The organism is Phormidium sp. FACHB-1136, assembly GCF_014697375.1.
Classification (GTDB): Bacteria; Cyanobacteriota; Cyanobacteriia; order Phormidesmidales; family Phormidesmidaceae; genus Nodosilinea.
The window spans coordinates 15,769-35,682 of sequence record NZ_JACJRS010000030.1 but is presented as its reverse complement, the minus strand read 5'-3'; the positions used below and the strand labels follow the sequence as shown (position 1 = coordinate 35,682).

General features: G+C 53.5%; 12 protein-coding genes, 2 tRNA genes and 1 pseudogene. 6 read left to right on the top strand and 9 right to left on the bottom strand.

The genetic code is table 11. The features are described from left to right. Positions 1-28: 28 nt before the first annotated feature. Positions 29-1,516 (bottom strand): iron uptake porin, encoded by a 1,488-nt coding sequence (locus H6G62_RS11185; protein ID WP_190495076.1) that lies wholly within the window; start codon positions 1,514-1,516, stop codon positions 29-31. 399 nt (positions 1,517-1,915) lie between these two features. After that, positions 1,916-3,403 (bottom strand): iron uptake porin, encoded by a 1,488-nt coding sequence (locus tag H6G62_RS11180; protein WP_190495074.1) that lies wholly within the window; start codon positions 3,401-3,403, stop codon positions 1,916-1,918. Positions 3,404-3,939: 536 nt separating this feature from the next. On the opposite strand from H6G62_RS11180, the gene H6G62_RS11170 reads away from it, so the two are divergent. After that, positions 3,940-4,016 (top strand) — tRNA-Met (locus tag H6G62_RS11170). A 68-nt stretch (positions 4,017-4,084) separates the two neighbouring features. On the opposite strand, the gene hpsL is transcribed toward H6G62_RS11170, so the two are convergent. Then, positions 4,085-5,893 (bottom strand): hormogonium polysaccharide biosynthesis protein HpsL, encoded by a 1,809-nt coding sequence (gene hpsL / locus H6G62_RS11165; protein WP_199324906.1) that lies wholly within the window; start codon positions 5,891-5,893, stop codon positions 4,085-4,087. A gap of 195 nt (positions 5,894-6,088) precedes the next feature. Between hpsL and H6G62_RS11160 the strand changes: the two genes are divergently transcribed. From H6G62_RS11160 to H6G62_RS11150, 3 genes are all read left to right on the top strand, one after another. Further along, positions 6,089-6,688 carry a diguanylate cyclase gene (locus H6G62_RS11160; protein ID WP_190495107.1) on the top strand — a complete coding sequence of 200 codons (600 nt, stop codon included), beginning with the start codon at positions 6,089-6,091 and terminating at the stop codon, positions 6,686-6,688. Between the two features lie 46 nt (positions 6,689-6,734). Next, positions 6,735-8,606: a M48 family metalloprotease gene (locus tag H6G62_RS28580; protein ID WP_199324905.1), complete on the top strand. Its 1,872-nt coding sequence runs from the start codon at positions 6,735-6,737 to the stop codon at positions 8,604-8,606. Between the two features lie 238 nt (positions 8,607-8,844). After that, the gene (locus tag H6G62_RS11150) at positions 8,845-9,210 is read left to right on the top strand and encodes a phospholipid-binding protein (protein ID WP_190495122.1); all 366 of its coding nucleotides are present in this window, start codon (positions 8,845-8,847) and stop codon (positions 9,208-9,210) included. A 25-nt stretch (positions 9,211-9,235) separates the two neighbouring features. Here the strand turns inward: H6G62_RS11150 and H6G62_RS11145 are convergent, their stop codons facing one another. Continuing rightward, complete coding sequence (locus tag H6G62_RS11145) at positions 9,236-9,751, bottom strand: hypothetical protein (protein WP_190495070.1); 516 nt, start codon at positions 9,749-9,751, stop codon at positions 9,236-9,238. Between the two features lie 49 nt (positions 9,752-9,800). Beyond that, positions 9,801-10,781: a TIGR04168 family protein gene (locus H6G62_RS11140; protein WP_190495068.1), complete on the bottom strand. Its 981-nt coding sequence runs from the start codon at positions 10,779-10,781 to the stop codon at positions 9,801-9,803. A gap of 101 nt (positions 10,782-10,882) precedes the next feature. On the opposite strand from H6G62_RS11140, the gene H6G62_RS11135 reads away from it, so the two are divergent. Beyond that, positions 10,883-11,698: an HAD-IIB family hydrolase gene (locus H6G62_RS11135; RefSeq protein ID WP_190495067.1), complete on the top strand. Its 816-nt coding sequence runs from the start codon at positions 10,883-10,885 to the stop codon at positions 11,696-11,698. A 30-nt stretch (positions 11,699-11,728) separates the two neighbouring features. Here H6G62_RS11135 and ispG read toward each other — a convergent pair whose 3' ends face one another. Next, positions 11,729-12,958, bottom strand: a complete 1,230-nt coding sequence (ispG, locus tag H6G62_RS11130) for a (E)-4-hydroxy-3-methylbut-2-enyl-diphosphate synthase (RefSeq protein WP_190495065.1) — start codon at positions 12,956-12,958, stop codon at positions 11,729-11,731. Between the two features lie 335 nt (positions 12,959-13,293). Between ispG and H6G62_RS11125 the strand changes: the two genes are divergently transcribed. Beyond that, positions 13,294-13,375, top strand: a tRNA-Leu gene (locus H6G62_RS11125). A gap of 68 nt (positions 13,376-13,443) precedes the next feature. Here the strand turns inward: H6G62_RS11125 and H6G62_RS11120 are convergent. From H6G62_RS11120 to H6G62_RS11110, 3 genes and pseudogenes are all read right to left on the bottom strand, one after another. Then, positions 13,444-15,192, bottom strand: a complete 1,749-nt coding sequence (locus tag H6G62_RS11120; RefSeq protein ID WP_190495063.1) for an NAD+ synthase — start codon at positions 15,190-15,192, stop codon at positions 13,444-13,446. 248 nt (positions 15,193-15,440) lie between these two features. Continuing rightward, entirely contained in the window at positions 15,441-18,728 is a 3,288-nt protein-coding gene (locus H6G62_RS11115; protein WP_190495061.1) for an SNF2-related protein, read from the bottom strand. 135 nt (positions 18,729-18,863) lie between these two features. Further along, a pseudogene (locus tag H6G62_RS11110) lies at positions 18,864-19,835 on the bottom strand (sigma-70 family RNA polymerase sigma factor); the annotation flags it as partial. Positions 19,836-19,914: the final 79 nt, after the last annotated feature.

The following is a 19,914-nucleotide window of genomic DNA, read 5'->3' as shown; positions in this document are numbered from 1 at the left end:
CGTGATATCCGCTTAGAGAGGGATAACCCTAGAAGCGGAAGGTGGTACGGATAACACCCCAGATGCCACGGCTATCAGGAGCACCCGCAACGCCAGCGTCACCTGCAACCACCGCAGGGGTCAAGGTCACGAACTGGTTGAAGGGGATTTCGTAGTAACCCTCAATCATCCAGGGGTTTTGGCGATAGCCAGCCAACTGGGGCAGTTGACCGCCATACACACCGAGCTGAGACCCCTCCAGGAAGAGGTCATTGAGGCCAGCACCAGCGGTCCAGCTAAAGTCGTTCCCACCCTGGAAGTCTTGGTAAGCCCCATGACCAGCCACAAAGAAGCGACCAAAGTCAAAGCTCACCAGGCCGGCGTAGGTATTGGTCTTTCCGCCCGGTGCAGCCAGGCCCGTGTTGTTGAGGGCGAAGGTGGAGGAGCGGTTGTTCAGCATGTAGACGATTGCGGCGTTGAAGGGACCTTCAGGAACGAAGTTCAACTGAGCAATAACGTTTTGGGGAGTGGCAGAATCAAAGACACCCACCGCAGGGTTTCCGGCATTGCCATAGGCAGAGCTATAGCCCAAATCCAGCACAATGCTATCGCTGAAGGCAACGTTGACACCGCCACCCACGGCATTGGAGCTGATCCCACCCGCATCATAGAACTGAGGGCCACTGGCATCAGCGACACCGGGGCCATCAAAGGGAACGATGGTGCTGGTCACCCAGTCATCGCCTTGCATACCGCGAGCCGCTAGGGTCACGTCAACGCGACTACCAACAGGGACGCTGTAGTAAAAGTCGTCAACGGTAACGTCATAGGCACCGCCGCCGCTGTTAGCCAAGCTACCAAAGGCCGCCAGGGCGGGGTTTCCGCTACCAGCTTGAAGACGAATTCGCAGGCGGTCGCTTCCGGTGAAGCTGGAGTCAAAGTTCAGGCGAGCCCGACCTTCAAAGCTAAAGCTATCTTCAACGCCGCCAATAGGAGTCGTATTGAGGCTGTTGAAGGGAGCGATGAGGGTGCCATCGGCTTGACCACGCAGTTTGGTAGTGGTGGAGAACTGCTGGGCGCGCAGGGTAGCGGTTTCCGCTTCCAGGGCATCCACACGACCGCGCAGGGTGGCCAGTTCAGCCTGGAACTCTTCTTGCAGACGACGGATGGCGGCCAGTTCTTCGGGGGGGATGCCAGACTGGGAAATCAGCACTGCCATCACGTCCAAACAGGCGTTCAGACCAGCGGCAAACTCGAAGCGGGTCAGCGCACGGCTGCCACGAAAGGTGCGATCCGGGTAGCCCTGAATACAGCCATAGTTGTCAACCAGGCTTTGTAGCGCCTGGAAGGCCCAGTCAGACGGGGACACATCGGTCAATTCGGAAACGCTGGTGATCTGAGCCAGTTGAATGGGCTCAGCCTGGACGCTTAGGTTCAGGTTAGGGGTCGTCTCAGCGGCAACGGCAACGCTAGAAACAGCAAAAGCAGCACCCGCAGCAGGGGCGGCTAACAAGGCTTTCCACAGTAGTTTAGACATTCGGTTATCTCTCCTCACACCTTATTAAAAAGGCTAGTTGTTCAGCAATCCAGGGAACAGATGGAATTCCATCGCTGGTAGCGCATCGTAGCAAACCTCCGAAGCCAGCCCTGTAAGGGTAGGATTGGAGATGCATCACGACCAATTTAGCAGATATCCCCCGTATCGACCAGACTAAAAATCTAGTCGCCATCGAGGTATACGCTTAGGACGTTCCGAAGATCGAGAAGTTCCTGAGTGGGAGAGGGTTGAGTCTAAATTCCTGTAAGGGTTGCCAGATCAGGCTTTGACGTTACCCTTGCCACCCGTAGGAGACAAGGGCTGGTTGATGTCATGGTCTAGGGAGCAATCAATGATTCTCCCTAGACCTCAAAGCGAACTAAACAGAGTTGCTGCTCATTAGAAACGGAAGGTGGTGCGGATCACACCCCAGATGCCACGGCTGTCAGGGGCACCCGCAACGCCAGCATCGCCCGCAACCACAGCAGGGGTCAAGGTCACGAACTGATTGAAGGGAATTTCATAGTAGCCTTCAATGATCCAGGGATTTTCGCGATAGCGAGCCAACTGAGGCAGTTGACCGCCATAGACCCCAAGTTGAGACCCTTCCAAGAAGAGGTCATTTAGGCCAGCGCCAGCAGTCCAGCTAAAGTCGCTACCCCCCTGAAAATCTTGGTAAGCTCCATGACCAGCCACAAAGAAGCGACCAAAATCAAGGCTAACCAGACCGGCGTAGGTATTGGTCTTTCCGCCCGGTGCAGCCAGGCCCGTGTTGTTGAGGGCGAAGGTGGAGGAGCGGTTGTTCAGCATGTAGACGATTGCGGCGTTGAAGGGACCTTCAGGAACGAAGTTCAACTGAGCAATAACGCTTTGGGGAGTCGTAGAGTCAAAGACACCCACCGCAGGGTTACCCGCATTGCCGTAGGCAGAGCTGTAGCCCAGATCGAGCACAACGCTATCGGTGAAGGCGATGTTGACACCACCACCCACGGCATTGGAGCTGATACCACCCGCATCGTAGAACAGCGGGCCGCTAGCATCGGCAACAGCAGGGCCATCAAAGGGAACGATGGTGCTGGTCACCCAGTCACCGCCTTGCAGACCGCGAGCGGACAAGGTGGCGGTGACACGATTGCCGACAGGGAAACGATAGAAAAAGTCGTCAACGGTGACGTCATAGTCAGCGCCACCGCTGTTAGCCAAGCCATTCCAGGCTCTTAGGGCGCGGTTACCACTGCCAGCTTGAAGACGAATTCGCAGGCGATCCTGTCCGGTGAAGCTGGAATCAAAGTTCAAACGAGCCCGACCTTCAAAGCTGAAGCTATCTTCAACGCCGCCAATAGGAGCCGTGTTGACGCTGTTGAAGGGAGCGATGAGGGTGCCATCGGCTTGACCACGCAGTTTGGTGGTGGTAGAGAACTGTTGGGCACGCAGGGTCGCGGTTTCCGCTTCCAGAGCATCTACACGACCGCGCAGGGTGGCCAGTTCAGCCTGGAACTCTTCTTGCAGACGACGGATGGCGGCCAGTTCTTCGGGGGGGATGCCAGACTGGGAAATCAGCACTGCCATCACGTCCAAACAGGCGTTCAGACCAGCGGCAAACTCGAAGCGGGTCAGTGCACGGCTACCACGGAAGGTGCGATCCGGGTAGCCCTGAATACAGCCATAGTTGTCAACCAGGCTTTGCAGTGCTTGGAAGGCCCAGTCGGAGGGGGATACATCGGTGAGTTCAGAGACGCTGGTGATCTGAGCCAGTTGCACGGGCTCAGCCTGCACGGTTAGGCTCAGGTTAGGGGCCGTCTCAGCGGCCACGGCCACGCTGGAAACGGCGAAGGCAACACCCGCAGCGGGAGCCGCTAACAAGGCTTTCCACAGTAGTTTAGACATTCGGTTATCTCTCCTCACACCTTTTAAAAAGGCTAGTTGTTGGGGCAACGTGGTTAAAGACCAAGCTACAAAGCTTGATTGACGCTGCTTAAACAATGGCTCTAGAAAGCGCAATACTTTTGAGAGCTATTGTCATTAGGAATATTACCAAACCCTGACCCATTTAACAATAAAGGCAGGTTAAGCCGGGATTAATAAATGAGAATACCCCCACAACTATGGGGGCTAGTTAGAGAGTGAGGTTAATCGTGGTAGTGAGCAGTCCTTGACTACTGGGCTAGATCAGGGGGAAGGAACGCTTGATCAACGGCGTGAATGACCCCATCACTGGCCATGATGTCCGCTGTGATCACTTGGGCATTGTTGATTAGGACGGCCCCAGTGGACTCATCCACCATCAGCGCCAAGGAATCATCGATGGTGGTAGCTCCCAGGGGGTGTCGTCAGTTTCTGGGGGATCTTCGGGTGGAATGGGACCAAAAACATTCAAAATTTCTGTTGACTCTAAAGATTTATCGCTATACTAGATAGACCGACGCGGGGTAGAGCAGTCTGGTAGCTCGTCGGGCTCATAACCCGAAGGTCCATGGTTCAAATCCATGCCCCGCCACCAAATCACGGCCCGATTCTTTTTTGAGAGTCGGGCCTTTGTGATGATTGGGCCTGGGGGGTAGGGGCGCATCACTCAAACACGACGGTGTCTTGCTGCTTGAGTTGCTTTTGTTCTCGTTTGGTCAGAGGACGCTGAACAGTGTCTAACTGCTGCTGGAGGCGCTCACGGCGGTCAATTTCGGGCAGTTTGAGCACAATGCCCGCCGCCAACCAGTAGTAGACGTTCACCGGATCCACATCGAGGGGATAGTAGTAAGGAAAAATGCTGATAAACAGCACAAATACCCACATGGCCGCCCCATAGCCCCTGAGGCTAGGGTCTTGGATGGATCGGTAGGCTTTGAAAGTGGCGGTGGTTAGGGTGAGGTATAGCGCCAGGGTGGCCAGTAGGCCAAGGGGGCCAATTTCGTAGAGCAGTTTGGGATGGTAGGTTTCCACCAGTTCTGTTTGGCCAAAGATGCGGGCGGCGTTGGTGGCACGGCCTACCCCTCGACCCAAAAAGCCTTCCTGTTGTCGTTGTGCCCATTGAAATTGCTGCATGATGAATGCTTGGGGCGGAGAGGCGGCCCAGCGATTCTGAAAGCTGGTCACACGTTCGTTAACGACCTCTGGATTTTGAACCATAAAAACGCCGATCAAAAAGACCAAGCCCAGACCCACGGGCAGAAAGCGCTTGAGGTTGGCTACTTGGCCAGTGAGAATGAGCAACCCTAGGATGGTGGTGGGCACCAGAGCAAGGGCAATCCGCTGGCCCGACACCACCGCCATGACCCCTACGGCGGCTAGGCTTAGTAGGCCCATGATGCGCCAAACCGGAGATCGGTCGCTAAAGGCGGTGCCAAAGGCGAAGAAACTACTGGAAATGAGAAACCAGCCCCATTGCCAAGGTGCATTGAAGGTACCCGGCAGCCGAATTTGTCCTTGGGAGGGGGCATAGAGTAGCGATCCACCGACTAGGCAGCGGGCCTCTAGGGAGGCTCTGAAAAGCTCGGCCCCTTCCCCCACGGTGCCTTGACACCGACCTGTCTTCAGCATTAAAAACTGGGCGAACCCTAATAAACAGCAGATTAAAATCACCACCACCTGCGCCCGCAGCAGCCAATACACATCCTGGCGATCCCTCAGCAAGTAGTAAATGCAGGGAATCAGCAGCACATAGCCCAGTAGCACCTTGAGCCCCAGAACGCCAATGAGGATCGGAATTTCGCCAGAGGCGGAGAGTTGTTGACTGCCGTTGACCACCAGCAGGGTTAAACCACACAACGCGAGCAGGACAATCAACGGCCCCTTGATGGCGGGAGGAATAATGAGGGGTTGTCGGGTTTTGCGGCAAAACTGTATGACCCCCAGTAGGGCCGGGAAAAAGATGGCATCCTTAGCCAGTTGCAAAATGCCGCTGCCGCCCAGGGCATAGACCACTGTGCCCCCGAATGGGACATAGAAAATGAAGGCATAGATAGCCTGCCGGGGATAGCGATAGGCCATGGCCATGGTGACCATAGCCGCCGGGGCCGCTAACCCCACCTTTGGCCCTGCCACGAGGGCGGCCAGCACCCCTACCACCCCTGCCGCGAATAGGATCGTCGAGAGGTAGCTAATGAGCGCTTGCCGTTCTTTTTTAATCTGGCGCTGTCTGGCCCGTTCTTCTCGGCGGGCTTGTTTGGGGTCGAGGGTTTCTGGAGCCGTCGCTGCGGTTGGGGTGCCCGCCCCCGGTTTACCTGCGCTATTTTTGCCTGACCGTTTTTTGCCCGTCATTTTTTTGCCCGACCGTTTTGCTCCCTCTGGTGGGGACGGAGGCACGGCGTGAGACGCTTTGGGGGGGCGGGTGGCTTTGGCCATCGGCAAACGAGGGGGAAACAACAGCGAGGGCGATTCCACTCTAGCGAAATCCTGCGTTATGGCGAGTCCTAGATCTGGGGCGCGATGTCCTTGTGCTCTATCGGCAGAGAAGCCTAGGAATGATCACCGCCCGATTATGGCCATATTCCCCAATATCTTGACCATATTTTTAAGCCGTATGGTGATCTCAAAGTTCCGAATCTCTAGTCCATGATTTTTACTAGGTTATTCTAACTGGCCATCGCTATCCACCAGGCCGAACTCTATGGCCAACTGGCCCAGGCTAACCAAGAACTCAACCGCCTCGCCCGCACCGATGCCCTCACGCAACTGGCCAACCGTCGCTGGCTCGATGAATATCTGCGGCAGGAGTGGTATCGCTTGGCCCGCCTAGGACACCCCCTCAGCGTCGTGCTGATCGACGTAGACCACTTCAAAGCCTACAACGACACCTACGGCCACGCCGCCGGAGATCAAGTCCTCAGCGCCATTGACCGATCAATAAAAACCTCTGTGCGGCGATCCACCGATCTGGCGGCCCGCTATGGGGGCGAAGAATTTGCCCTCGTGCTGCCCAACACCGAGACCGCTGGTGCCCTTCAGGTGGTTGAGACCATCCGTCAAACCCTGCAAAAGCTAGCCCTCCCCCACGGAGCCCAAGCCCATCAGCCCTTTGTCACCCTCAGCTTTGGCCTTGCGACCCAGACCCCCACCCCCACCGAACCCTGGGAACAACTCATGCACCAGGCGGATATTGCCCTCTATGCCGCCAAGGCCAAAGGCCGAAATCGCTACGATGTGTTTGGAACCCAATGGCCCAATTCAACGACATAGGAACGAGGGGCTTTTTTGTTTAAGGCTCATGTCGGGAGAATCTGCTGTGGTACGCAAAACTGCTCAACGCTTTTTGGCCCTCGCCCTGGCCGCCTATAGTATAGCCATGGTGGGGAGCTTGGCCCATGGCCTAACCCGTCCGGTTTGGGCGGTCGAACCGGGGGGAGCCGATCCTCCGGTGGTCATCGAGTTCCCGGTGATGGTCGAACCTACAACGCCACCGTCCGCAACGCCACCATCCGCAACGCCACCGTCCGCAACGCCACCGCCTGCGACGCCACTGTCCACGACGCCACTGTCCACTGCTGAATACGGGGCTCCCCCCATCGAGGAGTTCCCCCCAGTCCTAGGGACTGGGGAGGATGCCGACAACGGCTGGGGATTGGCCACCGATCTAGAGGCCAACCCCAGCGAAGTCACGGGATCGGTCGCAGAACCAGAACTAGAGGTCACCACCCCAGAAGACACCCCAGAAGACACCCCAGGGTCGGAACCTTCGGCGGCGATGGCGGGTTTGTTGCGAGGGCTGTCCCCCGATCAGGTCAAGCGCAGCCAGTTACTCATGGAGGCGGATCGCCATCTTTTAGCGGGAGATCGGGCGGCGGCGGATGTCCTCTATCGACAGGCCAAGGAGGCGAAGTGGTTGGCGGAAATGACCAGCGGCACAGCCATTATCCCCATCACCGACCCGGAGGAACTGCCCGCAGCGGGTCGGGTCTATTGGCGAGAGGCCCAGGCTGGCTTAGAGTCTGGGTTTCCAAACCGGGTGTTGGTGCCCCTGGAACTCTTGGTGAAGGACTATCCTGAATTTTTGCCCGCCCAATCGCTATACGTGCGCTACCTCATTCAGCAGGAACGCATGGATGAGGCGCGGCAGTTGTTGGAGGCGGTGGCGCTGCGGTTTCCCTATCATCCCGATGTGCTGAGGGCGGAAATTCAGCTTCAGATGGCCCAGGAACAGTGGATTGAGGCCGCTATCACCGCCAATCAGTTTGCCTTGCTCAACCCAGACCACCCCGACGCCGCTGCCATGGAGCAACTGGCCCAGGACAATTTCAACCGTTTTCGGGGACAGGTGAACGCTAACCTCACCCGCAATTTAGTGGGCAATATCATTACCGGAGCCGCCAGCTATTTCCTCACAGGGGGGCTGTTTGGGCCATTCACCGCCATCAATTCTGGCATTTTGCTGATGCAGGGGGAAAGCGCCCTCGGTCAACAGGTCGCCGATCAGGTGAAACGACAGTTGCCCATCGTCACCGACCCGGAGGTACGCAACTACGTCAACGACATTGGCCACAAGCTAGCGGCCCTAGCCGGACGGGACGAGTTTAACTACACCTTTGAGGTGGTCATGGACGACAGCCTGAACGCCTTTGCGTTGCCGGGGGGCAAAATCTTCATCAATGCCGGAGCGATCACCAACAGCTACTCCGAAGCCGAACTGGCCGGACTGCTGGGCCACGAAATTTCCCATGCGGTGCTGTCCCACGGCTTCCAAATGGTGACCCAGGGCAACCTCACCGCCAGTCTCGCCGCCTTCATCCCGATTCCAGAGGTGGCCAACCTCACCGCCAACCTGATTGTGGCCGGATATTCCCGCGACATGGAACGGCAGTCCGATATTTTGGGCACAAAACTGCTGTCCACGGGCCACTATGCTGCTGATGGTCTCCATAATCTAATGGCCACCCTGGAGGAAACCTATGGCAACCGGGGCGTCACCTGGTTTTCCTCCCACCCCAACCCTAGGGATCGGATTAACTACCTAAAACAGTTGATTGACCAAGGCGGCTTTGACCGCTATGCCTACGAGGGGGTGGAAAAGCACCTAGCGATGCGCCAAAAAACCATCCAGCTCATCAACGAATACAGGTTGGAGCAAGGCCGCCCAGACAAGATCCCCATCCGCCGCTAGGCCAAGCGCACCCGAGGCAACGATGGCCTCCCGTAGGATGGGGCAGATGGCATCGTTGCAGGAAATCTTTACATAATTTTCATAATTGCGCGTATAATCCTGACAAGACATCTACCAAGCATCAGTGGTTATACCGTGAATGTTGTGATCGGTATCACGAAACTTAAGTCGTTCTGTGCGTATTGTGTTGATTGATGAAGGCTTCAGTGTTATGGGAAGGCTGGCCATGGATCAGGGGTTGAAATCGTTGCGTATCGTCGGTCACCTTGTGCGCGGAGTGTGCTATGGAGGGGGCTCCATCCCAGGCCATCCGGCTCAGCTCACCACCATTCCTCCAGAGCGGGTGGGCTTACAGGGGGAGTATGATCACGATGGTCTCGCTAAGCGCATCCAGGCTGAATTTAAAGATCGCCTAGGTCGAATCGATGCCGCCAAGGTCAGCATCAAACAGCGGGGCGGGGTGATTATCCTCAGCGGGCAGGTGGATGGCCACGATGTTCTCGACGACCTGATCGCCATTGCCCTGCGCAGTGAAGGCACCACCCACGTCGAGGTATGCGATATGGTGATCTCCGCCCTGACCACAGGATTGCAAGTGGCCTAGGCTTCGCTAAAGCGCAATCTTAAAGCTACCGTAAAGTCTCCGAAAATCCCTCATCCTCCTCCCCAGCCACCGCCGCCTGGGTCATGTCCGCTTCCTTTTGTTTAAGGGCATCCCAGCGCTGCTCCAGTTCTTCCCGCTCCTGCTTTAGGTTGCGTTCCAACTCTTGAATTTCATCGCGGCGGGCGGCGGTTTCTAGGGCGCGTCGGTCTACCTCTTGGCTTTTCAGGGTAAGAGACTGTCGCCACCGTTCGGCCCGTTCAATTTCCTGCTCTAGGGCTTCGGGGGTCACCCCATAGCTGAGGTAGTGATCCACCAAATCAAGCACCCAAGGGGTAGCATCTTCAACGGTGCCCACCTGATTCAAGCCATCCAGTTCCACCAACACCAGGGCTCCTTCCTGGAAGGCCAACACGCGGGTGGTTTCGACCAAGCGCTCGGTCGCGATCCGTTCCCAGGTGGCTTCGGAGGTGCGCACCGCCAGCAGTGCCAATTCGGCCCCGCCAAGGAATGCTTTTTTTTGCACCTTCGCCAGATATTGCATGGGCGGATATGGGGATACCTATGGCTTGAGTATACCGCTAGAGTTTGCCTTACCGTAGGGTGGACTGGGAACTGATAGCCAAGGGCAATGCCAGCGGCTCTCGACTGTCCATGGCCTGAACCTCGATGGCCTCCACCAGCCCCTGCTGATCATCGACCCACACTTGGCGGGCACGAATCACCTGGTTGGTCTGAAGGGTAACCAGGGCGAAATGGCGCTGGGTTTGGCCATGCTGCTGTCGCCAGCGGGGCACCCTAGCGGCATTGAGGTACAGGGTGGAGCCATCGCTGTGGGTTTGGCGGCGCAGGTGATCCTTGCGGTGGCGCAGGGTATGGTGCATGTGGCCAAAGGCGACCAGGGGCACCGCCTTGCCGCGATCCTTAGCGTAGGCAATAGCCGCGGCCAGATCAGGATCGCCAAAGTCGCCGCCGAGGGGTTTCCAGTCTCGCCCACAGGGATCTTCGGGCGCATCCCCCAAGCCCTTGGGGCCGCAGTGGCCGATGAAAATTAGATTATCGTAGCGGGTCGCATCCACCGCCTGACAAATCCGCTCAATGGAATCCTGAAAGTGTTGCACCCCGTAGCGTTCGGCGTAGAAGGGGGCGTTCGTCCAATCTGATCCCCCCCAGCTAAAGGGCCGTCCCCCTACCACCGAAAGGCCAAACTGGGGCAAATCCACATGGCCATAGCCCACATGGCAGTCGCCCAAGTCCTGCAACTGCTGGGCCACCCAATCCTCGTGCTGGCGGTTGTAGGGGCATTTTTTGCGGCCCCAAGGGGTGGCGGTATACCAGGCATCGTGGTTGCCCAAAATCACCGCTTTGGGCAGATCCAGCGCAGCCACCTGACGCACCACATCCACCACCTCGTTGCCAAAATCCCCTACAAACAGCACCAAATCGACCGCTAACCGATGCAGCGCCACGGCATCGGCGTCGCTCCATTGATCATGGACATCCCCCACAATGGCCAGGGTGAGCGGGTTGGAGTCGGTGGCGGGGCGCACAGGGGAGGGGGCAAGGGAGGTCATGGGCTGGCCGGGAAGGGAATGGAAGAGACGGCTTTGATGGACTTCTTTTATTAAAGGCCAAAATTAAAAGACAATAAACGGGTATCAACCGGGCCAAAGCCATGTCTTACCTGATTTTTACCGACCTCGACGGCACCCTCCTCAATGGGGAAACCTACGACTACCAGGCGGCTCGGCCTGTGTTAGCTACCCTAGCGGAACGGGGGATTCCCGTCATCCCGGTGACCAGCAAAACCCGTGCTGAGGTCGATCATCTGCGGCAGGATTTGGGCCTGCGGGATCCCTTTGTGGTGGAAAACGGTAGCGCCATTTATCTCCCTAGAACAGGACTGCCCTTTGACCTGCCGGAGGGGGAAGACGACGGCGACTATCGCGTCATCGCCCTAGGGTGCAACTATGTGACGGCGCGGGCGGGGCTGAAGGCCATTGCCCAGGATCTGGGCCGTCCCCTCAAGGGCTTTGGCGATTGGAGCGTTGACCAAGTGGTGCAGATCACGGGATTGTCTCCCGAATCCGCGAAACAGGCCAAAGCCAGGGACTTTAGTGAACCCTTTATGACCCCCAAGAACTTGTCCGCCGAGGATCTCCAAGCCGCTGTCGAGGCCATGGGCTTTCGGGTCGTGCTGGGGGATCGCTTCTCCCATCTGATCGGCGGCGGAGCAGGCAAAGGGGAAGCCGTGCGACACCTAACGGCCCTCTACCAAACCGCCCATCCCAATGACCCCCTGGTCACCGTGGGCCTTGGCAACAGCCCCAACGACATCCCCATGCTGGCAGCGGTGGATCACCCGATCATTCTGCCTGGAACCGCTGGCCCCCATCCTCAACTAGCCGAACGAGGTTGGCCCGTCGCCCCGGCCCTGGCCCCAGGCGGTTGGGCCGCTGCGGTGAAGGCTCAGCTTGGCCTGGAGATTTAGGGATTAACTAGGCTTCGGGATTCGCTGGACTTAAGGATCGACCCAGCGTCCGTCGGCTTTGATCAGGTTGATCAGTTCCTCAACCCCCTGATCTTCGGGCACTTTTTTAATTTCGTCGCGGCCCCGGTACAGGGAAATGTAACCGGGGGTTTTGCCTACATAGCCATAGTCGGCGTCGGCCATTTCCCCAGGGCCATTGACGATGCAGCCCATCACCGCAATGTCTAGCCCGGTGAGATGTTTGGTGGCTTCGCGGACTTTGTGGAGCACTTCTTCCAAATTAAACAGGGTGCGCCCACAGGAGGGACAGGCGACGTATTCCACCATGGTTTTTCGGAGACCCAGCGCCTGCAAAATGCTGTAGCAGGCGGGAATTTCCTTTTCGGGGGCTTCGGTGAGGGACACGCGGATGGTATCGCCAATGCCTTCGGCCAAAAGGGTGGCGATGCCAGCGGTGGATTTGATCCGACCATACTCGCCATCCCCCGCTTCGGTGACACCTAGGTGCAGAGGGTAGTCCATGCCGAGGTCGTCCATGCGCTTGGCCATCAGGCGATAGGCGGCCAGCATCACGGGTACCCGCGAGGCTTTCATGGAAATCACCAAGTTACGGAAGTCCAGGGATTCGCAGATGTGCAGGAATTCCAGGGCCGATTCCACCATGCCTTCGGGGGTGTCGCCGTAGGTAAACAGCATCCGCTCGGCCAACGATCCGTGGTTAACGCCGATGCGCATGGATTTGCCCTGGTCGCGTAGGGATTCCACCAGGGGCTTAAGGGTGTCGCGAATTTTGTGGCCGATGTCGTCAAATTCTGCTTGGGTATATTCGGTGCGGCTGGCCTGGGGCTTTTCAAACACGTAGAGGCCCGGATTGATGCGCACCTTATCGACGTGCTTGGCCACCTCCAGGGCGATCTTCATGCCGTTGTGGTGTACATCGGCCACCAAGGGCACGGGCTGGTAGGTGTCTTCAAGGATTTTGCGAATGTCCGCCAAGGCTTTGGCATGGGCCATGCTGGGCACCGTGACGCGGACGATCTCGCAGCCAATTTCGTGCAGGCGGCGGATGGCAGCGGCAGAACCCTGAATATCCAGAGTGTCTTCGTTAATCATGGACTGCACCACCACGGGATGTCCCCCGCCAATGGTGACGCTGCCCACGGGTACCGGGCGAGTTTTGCGACGGTGGATGGTGGTATCGAAGGGGTCAAAGGCCGGGGTGGTCGAAGCCTGGGACACAGGATTGGGAAGGGTTTGCATAGCCTTTGCTCTAGGGTTGCCGGAGGTTTGCCGATACAGAAACACCGAGTTAGACCAATCGCCCCCAGGACGACCCCTAACCGGGTTCCGATGTGCCACAACATTGGTTTACAGTCATCTCCCAGAGTGCCACAGAATGGCCCCTTTGCAGCCTAACTTGCGTCGATGGTAGGGATTGATGGGCCGCAAGGCATCCATGAGATAGCAAGACATCTATCATCTATAAGGTATGTTTGCCTGAGAGTGGATTCAACCCTCTGTCGCTAGCATCGCTGGCATCCCGGCAGGAAGGACTGTCAAAGGGATGATTTTTTGCTATGCTAGAGCAGCAATACGCGGATGTGGCGGAATTGGTAGACGCGCTAGATTTAGGTTCTAGTTTCGCAAGAAGTGAAGGTTCAAGTCCTTTCATCCGCATGATTACAACCCAACCCCTGCTCCCAAATACGAGCCTTACCGCCGCCTAAGGGGTTAGGGGTATTTTTTTAGGGCCAGCGGGAGGCAATCGGCATTCGCCAGCCCATACCAAAGGCGCGGTCGGTCACTTTGAGGACGGGGGGCGCTTGGCGGCGTTTGAATTCGGCCCTGGCGACGAGGCGCGTCACTCGATCCACCACCGCCGGATCATGTCCAGCGGCGACGATATCGGCGGTGGATTCGTGGCGCTGCACTAGGCGTTCCAAAATGTCGTCTAGCACCTCGTAGGGCGGCAGAGAATCTTGATCCACCTGGCCCGGTTTGAGTTCGGCGCTGGGGGGTTTGGTGAGAATGTGGGTAGGAATCAAGCCCTGGGGAGTTTGACCTCGCAGATGGGCCAGGGCACCGAGGGGATCGCCGTTGGGGTCAGTAGATTGGACACCTTGCCCTTGTTGATTCAGCCAGTGGCAGAGGGCATAGACCCGCGTTTTGGGTACATCGGCAATCACCGCTAGGCCACCGTTCATGTCGCCGTAGAGGGTGCAGTAGCCCACCGCCATCTCAGATTTGTTGCCCGTAGACAGCAGCAAATGGCCAAATTTGTTGGAAATCCCCATCAATAAATTGCCCCGAATGCGGGACTGGATATTTTCCTCAGCAATGCCGGATTCGGTGCTCGCAAAGAGGGGTTCGAGGACTTGATCGTAGCCTTCCATGAGGGGGCCGATGGCGAGGGTGTGGTGGGGAGTCCCCAGGGTTTCGCAGAGGGCGAGGGCATCGCTAACGGAATGATCGGAGCTGTAGGGGGAGGGCATCAGCACCGCAAGCACCTGACCGGGGCCGAGGGCCGCTGCCGCAATCGCCGCCACCAGGGCCGAATCGACCCCACCACTGAGGCCGACCACAACCTTGCGAAAGCCGCACTTGCGGGCATAGTCTTGCACCCCCAGCACCAGGGCCAGCCAGAGGGCTTCGTTGTCGTCGGTGGGCAGGGGGGCGACGGTTCCCGGCAGTAGGTCGGCCTTGGCGAGGTCGTACTCCACCACCATCAGCCCAGTTTGGCAGGAGGGCAGCCGCGCCACCAGTTCCCCCTGGCGGTTGAAGGCCATGCTGGTGCCGTCAAAAATCAGGTCGTCATTGGCCCCCACCTGGTTGGCATAGAGGATGGGGCAGCGGAACCGAGTGGCGCTGTGGGTCAGCATCGCCGCCCGCAGTTGGGGCTTTTGCAGCGAAAAGGGCGAGGCCGATAGGTTAATCACCAAGTCCACCCCGGCCTCGGCCAAGTCGGCAATGGGGTTGCGGGGATAGCTGCGTCCACCCCAAAATTCCTCGTCGTTCCACAGGTCTTCGCAGATGGTGATACCCAGGTTCACATCGCCCTCAGGGGTGCTGAGGGTAAAACGGCTTGGCCCTGTCCCTGGCGCAAAATAGCGGTCTTCGTCAAACACATCGTAGGTGGGCAGCAATTGTTTATGGAACACCTGCTGCACCTGCCCCCCCTGTAAAAGCGCCGTGCTGTTGAACAGGGGCTTTTCCCCCCGCTGGCGGGCATTGGGATTCGCCGCCGCAAAGCCCACGAGCACCGCCAATTCCGGGGGCAATTCCGTGGCCAAATCCTCCAACCGCTGGGCCATCGCCGCAATAAAACCGGGCCGCAGAAGCAAGTCACGAGGCGGATAGCCACAAAGAGCCAGTTCCGTCGTCACCAACACCTGCGCTTCCATGGCTTGAGCCTGTTGCGCCGCTGCCACAATCTGCTGGGCATTGTGGGACAGGTCGCCGATGGTGGGATTGAGTTGGGCAATGGCGATTTTCATGGGGGAATAGGTAGATAGGGCGACGGGAGAGTTTGCCAGCTTGTGCTTAAATCTACATTCAGCAGGTTGAATTTTGATTAATAGAGTGTATTAAGATTTTGCTTTCCAGCAGTGCTTACTGGCAAGGATGGTGGAAAGCAACGCCCAAAAATAGGGCCGTTTAGAAATATGGTGGCAAGCATCGTCTTAGGAAAGTAGATATTCTAGAGTTTCTATTCTACAAGGCTTTCAGTGATCGGCGGTCGTCACTACTCAGGCTTAAACCACTCATAGCAGACGAGTTGAATATCTTCATCAACAATGGATTCTAATAGTGTTTCTTGCTCATGTTCGTCTAAAAGATCTCGACCGATTTCTTGTTCCACGAAGAATTCGTCTAGAGCGTCAATCAGAATAAGACGATCACCATGCGTTTTAAAGGTGTTCCAAATCACTCGAATTTCCTTGTCATAAGATCGCAACTCTTCATTTATAAGAATCTTGAGCACTTTTTCAATGGTATCTGGTAGCGGCTTGTCCAAGCTATCGAGCCAACTTTGATCCGTAAGAGCAGTATAAATAGTACTCATAAGTTTGTTGAGCTTGCGAGGGATTCTTGCTCTAACTCGATCTCTTCTTAATTCGTCCAGGATATTTGTGACCGCATCCTCTAGAACAGGAAAAATGGTGTTGTCAAAAGCTGCCGCAGATAATTTGTCATGTTCAGGATAATCTTGTTGTGTGCATTCGATCATCTTAAAGATTTTCCGCTTCTCTCTCGTAGCATACTGAGGATCAGTAGCAATCAATCCGTTGATACGAGGATAGAAACACCAAAAGTGGCGCTCCTTAGCTCGAAATGCCAAAAATACACCATCTTTTCCATTTACTCGGGTGCTATGAATCCCCATGGGAATGCCTGCCAAAGCACCTTTCCCGACTCTTGATAAAAATTCTAGAAGTGGGAAACGCATTTGATCGGCTGAAACAAAATCAATACTTTGCTCTAATTCATTTAAGATTGCGGCTTTTTCTAAATCGCTATTTGCTTCTTTAAGTCGAATCAATTCTTCGATAGACCGATCCGAAATTTCTTCCCCTAGAATGCTTCCGTCTAGACCAACTTCATTATCGATTATCGCAATACGAGACTGAAGTCGCTGCACTAATCGAAGTAGATTTTCAAGCCCTTCTTCAGGAAAACAGTTGTAAATATAAAGTAATTCATAGGGAGTACCAATGCGGTCAATCCGTCCTGCTCGCTGGATCATCCTTACCGGATTCCAGTGTAAATCATAATTGATAATAACTCCAGCATCCTGAAGATTTTGTCCCTCGGATAGCACATCAGTACAAATCAAGATATCGATTGGAAATTGCTGAGCCTCTTGACGTTGATCTTCATCCTCACAGTTGGCATTAGGAGCAAACCTTCGTACCTTGTCCCAACGCTGGATTCCTGATGTTGCTCCGGTTAGGATTTCTATTGTTGGAAATCTTTTACTATTGCCATCTGTTATTTCCATTGATTGCAGCCAACTTTTATCTTGAAGTAGTTCTTTATGTAGATATAGAACTGTTTCTTTGAAGTAGCTAAAGACGATGACCTTTCTTCCAGGCAAATGAGTTTTTGTTAATTCCTTGAAAGCCATAAGCTTTCGATCATAATCTCTTTTTTGAGCCACGGAAGATTGAATTTCACGTAATTTTTTGAGAATATCTTCTAAATTTTTGAAGTCGTCTGATATTTGATCCTTTAATTGATGAAGATCATAGTCTGAAATAGAGATTTGTTCTAGGGATGCTAAAATTTCACTAATGTCGATAGTGCTTTCTCCATCAGTCTCTGCGGCGATAATTTTACGAAATGCTTTTGCACTGAGCACCTTACCTTCATCTAGACAAGCTAAAAACTCACTTTGGAAATCTCGTTGAGTTTGAATACTGGCTTCAAAGGCTGCTATTGAACTCTCTAATCGCTTCAGCCATAGGGACTTCATTAAAGCAACTAGAGCTTGATTTCGCTTTACTTGGGTTTTCTCATCTTTGCTCTGCCTATACTTAAAGGCTTTGACGTTATATGGGGCTAAGTTTAGTCGATCAATCTGTGCTCCTATTTTGGCATATAGCCCTTTAAAACTATCTTCAAAGTTATAAGTGAATTTCTCTAGTTGTCGCTTGGGAAATCGAATTTCCTGTCCACCGATCCTAATCTCTTCTCCTGCTTCTTGACGCTTGATTACATCCTGACGTGATCGCCTTACCATTGTTTGTAGGAGTAGCTCTGTAATCTCAACATTTCCTTTAGCTAGCGCCTTAAAATAACTATTAAGATTGTAGATTCCCCAATCTCGATAGTAAGATTCTATGTTGCGGGTCATTAATAGAATCTGATGATAAAGATCATAAATGCTGTTATTAATGGGTGTTGCGGTGAGCAGCACAACCCGCTTGCCGCGCTTACCAGAGCCCAACAGCTTTTGTAGATTTTGATAACGATTAGTGCTGGAATTTCTGAAGTTGTGAGACTCATCTATAACTACAATGTCATGATTCTTAAAAGAACTAATATCAAACGTAGTACGTCCTATTTCTTCTTGAGAAAGAATATCAGCTTTAATGCCGAATTCATCTAGCTTCTTGCGCCAAATTAAGTCTCGGATCTGGGCTGGACAAATCACTAGAGCGCGAGGCACTCGGCCTGGTTGTCGATCCTTGACGAGGTAATGCTCAATTAGTCGCAATCCAATAAAAGTCTTACCCAGACCCACAGCATCGGCTACCATCACGGCCTGATGACGCTCCAATAACCTAACGGCTCGTTCAAAGCCTTCCTGTTGGAAACTCGCCAAGTCTAAAACGGTTCGGTTATCGCTCTCAATATGAATGTCGTCTCGAAATAATTCAAATAGCGCCTTGAGAAATACTTGATAGGGCGTATATTGCTTACTACCAAACTTTGAACTTTCTAGCGCATCTAGTAACTTGGGCTTATAGTCTTGGTCTACATCTGGATCATTCCAAAATTTATGAAACCAATTTTGTCGTAAATCGCGGCTTATTGATTCCTGTTTAATCAATACATTTAGCTCAGTATTTCCTACTAAACCATATGGCGTTAAGTTGCTAGAGCCAATAATACTATTACGGTTAAAAATGTAGGCTTTGGCATGAAGAAATTTACCGATTGATCCCTCGGCTCCACCATAAAGTCTTACTTGTATTTTTTCTTGCCTAAGAAATTCTATTAGATTATCAATCAGCGCTTTATAATTACGGTTAAAGGGCTGCTGGTCTAACTGTTCCTGAATGTTCCGGCGATAATATGTCTTGAGATCAATATGATCCGTTTCCGCTAATCTAATGGATGGATCTCGGCCAATTAATAAACGTAAGCTATCTAATTTACTAAATCCCTCCTGAAGTCTAGACCAAGCTTCAACTTGAAAATAGCCTGTAGCAATATCTAAATCTTGTTCATAATATTCCAAGATGAGAGAACGGAGAACATCTTCGAGTTTATGAAGATCATTGTCAATGTAATCCGGTAGATGCATGTTTTTATGAATTCCTTCTGCAGGGCTACAATGTATTTTTAGGATACTAGACACCTAGAAAACTAGCTTCATAGAAATTCTAGATAGTTTTTCAGAACACTAAAATCTATGCCTAGCAAGACATTTAGAAGTTCATCATCTAATATAGTCTTTGAGAATGTCATTTCGATTTGGGTGACGTAGTTTGCGGAGTGCCTTTGCTTCAATCTGACGGATGCGCTCACGGGTAACGTTAAAAATCTGGCCAATTTCTTCCAGTGTCTTCATGCGTCCATCATCCAGACCATAGCGCAGACGCAGCACGTCACGCTCTCGGGGACTGAGCGTGCTGAGAACACTCTCGATATCTTCTCGCAGCAGGGTTTTAAACACATACTCTTCGGAGGTATCTATCTCCGAGTCAATGGCATTATTTAAGCAAAGATATTCCTCCTTATTACTAATGGCATCGAGAGCAACAGTAGACAGACTCGATTGAATAATAAATTGTAGACTTTTAATGTCCATTTCCATGAAAGTAGCAATCTCTTCATACGTAGGTTTTCTCCTAAGCATTAGAGAGAGTAGCTTTGCGGTTTTCTTGATCCTAGAGATCTTTTCATATACGTGAACTGGCAAGCGAATCATACGAGATTTATCATCAATAGCACGAGTGATTTTTTGACGAATCCACCAAGTAGCATACGTTGAAAATTTAAAGCCTTTGGTGTGATCAAACTTTTCAACTGACCGAATTAGCCCAATATTACCTTCCTGAATTAAGTCAAGAAGTTCTAATCCTCTGCCCTGGTATCTCTTAGCTATGGAAATAACTAGCCTTAAGTTGCTTAAAATCATCTTATCTCGAGCCCGTTGATCCAGATGAACGCGGTGGCGAAATAATTCAGTGGTAAAAAATACCCCCTCTTCCTGTCTTACTGCCTCAGCCCACCTCTCCCATTCTTCGAGAGTAAGTTCCTTTTCCTTTTCCTGTTCCCGCTTCTGTAGATCGTTGTCTTCTAGATCGTAAAGAATATCACGTAGTCTGATCAGATCAGCTATTCTTCGAGCTAGCAAAATTTCCTCATCAGCTCTCAGAAGTCTAATTCTTCCGACTTGGAAAAGATATTCTTCAAAAGCACTTTTTGGTGTCCTAGATCCCTTACCTAAAACTGCCTGAGCCTTCGCAAATACACTGATACTATGA

Excerpts from the sequence above, each read along its gene's own strand:
- H6G62_RS11180 (WP_190495074.1), bottom strand. The coding sequence starts at position 3,403 with ATGTCTAAACTACTGTGGAAAGCCTTGTTAGCGGCTCCCGCTGCGGGT.
- H6G62_RS11185 (WP_190495076.1), bottom strand. The coding sequence starts at position 1,516 with ATGTCTAAACTACTGTGGAAAGCCTTGTTAGCCGCCCCTGCTGCGGGT.
- H6G62_RS11135 (WP_190495067.1), top strand. The coding sequence starts at position 10,883 with ATGTCTTACCTGATTTTTACCGACCTCGACGGCACCCTCCTCAATGGG.
- H6G62_RS11140 (WP_190495068.1), bottom strand. The coding sequence starts at position 10,781 with ATGACCTCCCTTGCCCCCTCCCCTGTGCGCCCCGCCACCGACTCCAAC.
- H6G62_RS11120 (WP_190495063.1), bottom strand. The coding sequence starts at position 15,192 with ATGAAAATCGCCATTGCCCAACTCAATCCCACCATCGGCGACCTGTCC.
- ispG (WP_190495065.1), bottom strand. The coding sequence starts at position 12,958 with ATGCAAACCCTTCCCAATCCTGTGTCCCAGGCTTCGACCACCCCGGCC.
- H6G62_RS11115 (WP_190495061.1), bottom strand. The coding sequence starts at position 18,728 with ATGCATCTACCGGATTACATTGACAATGATCTTCATAAACTCGAAGAT.
- H6G62_RS11145 (WP_190495070.1), bottom strand. The coding sequence starts at position 9,751 with ATGCAATATCTGGCGAAGGTGCAAAAAAAAGCATTCCTTGGCGGGGCC.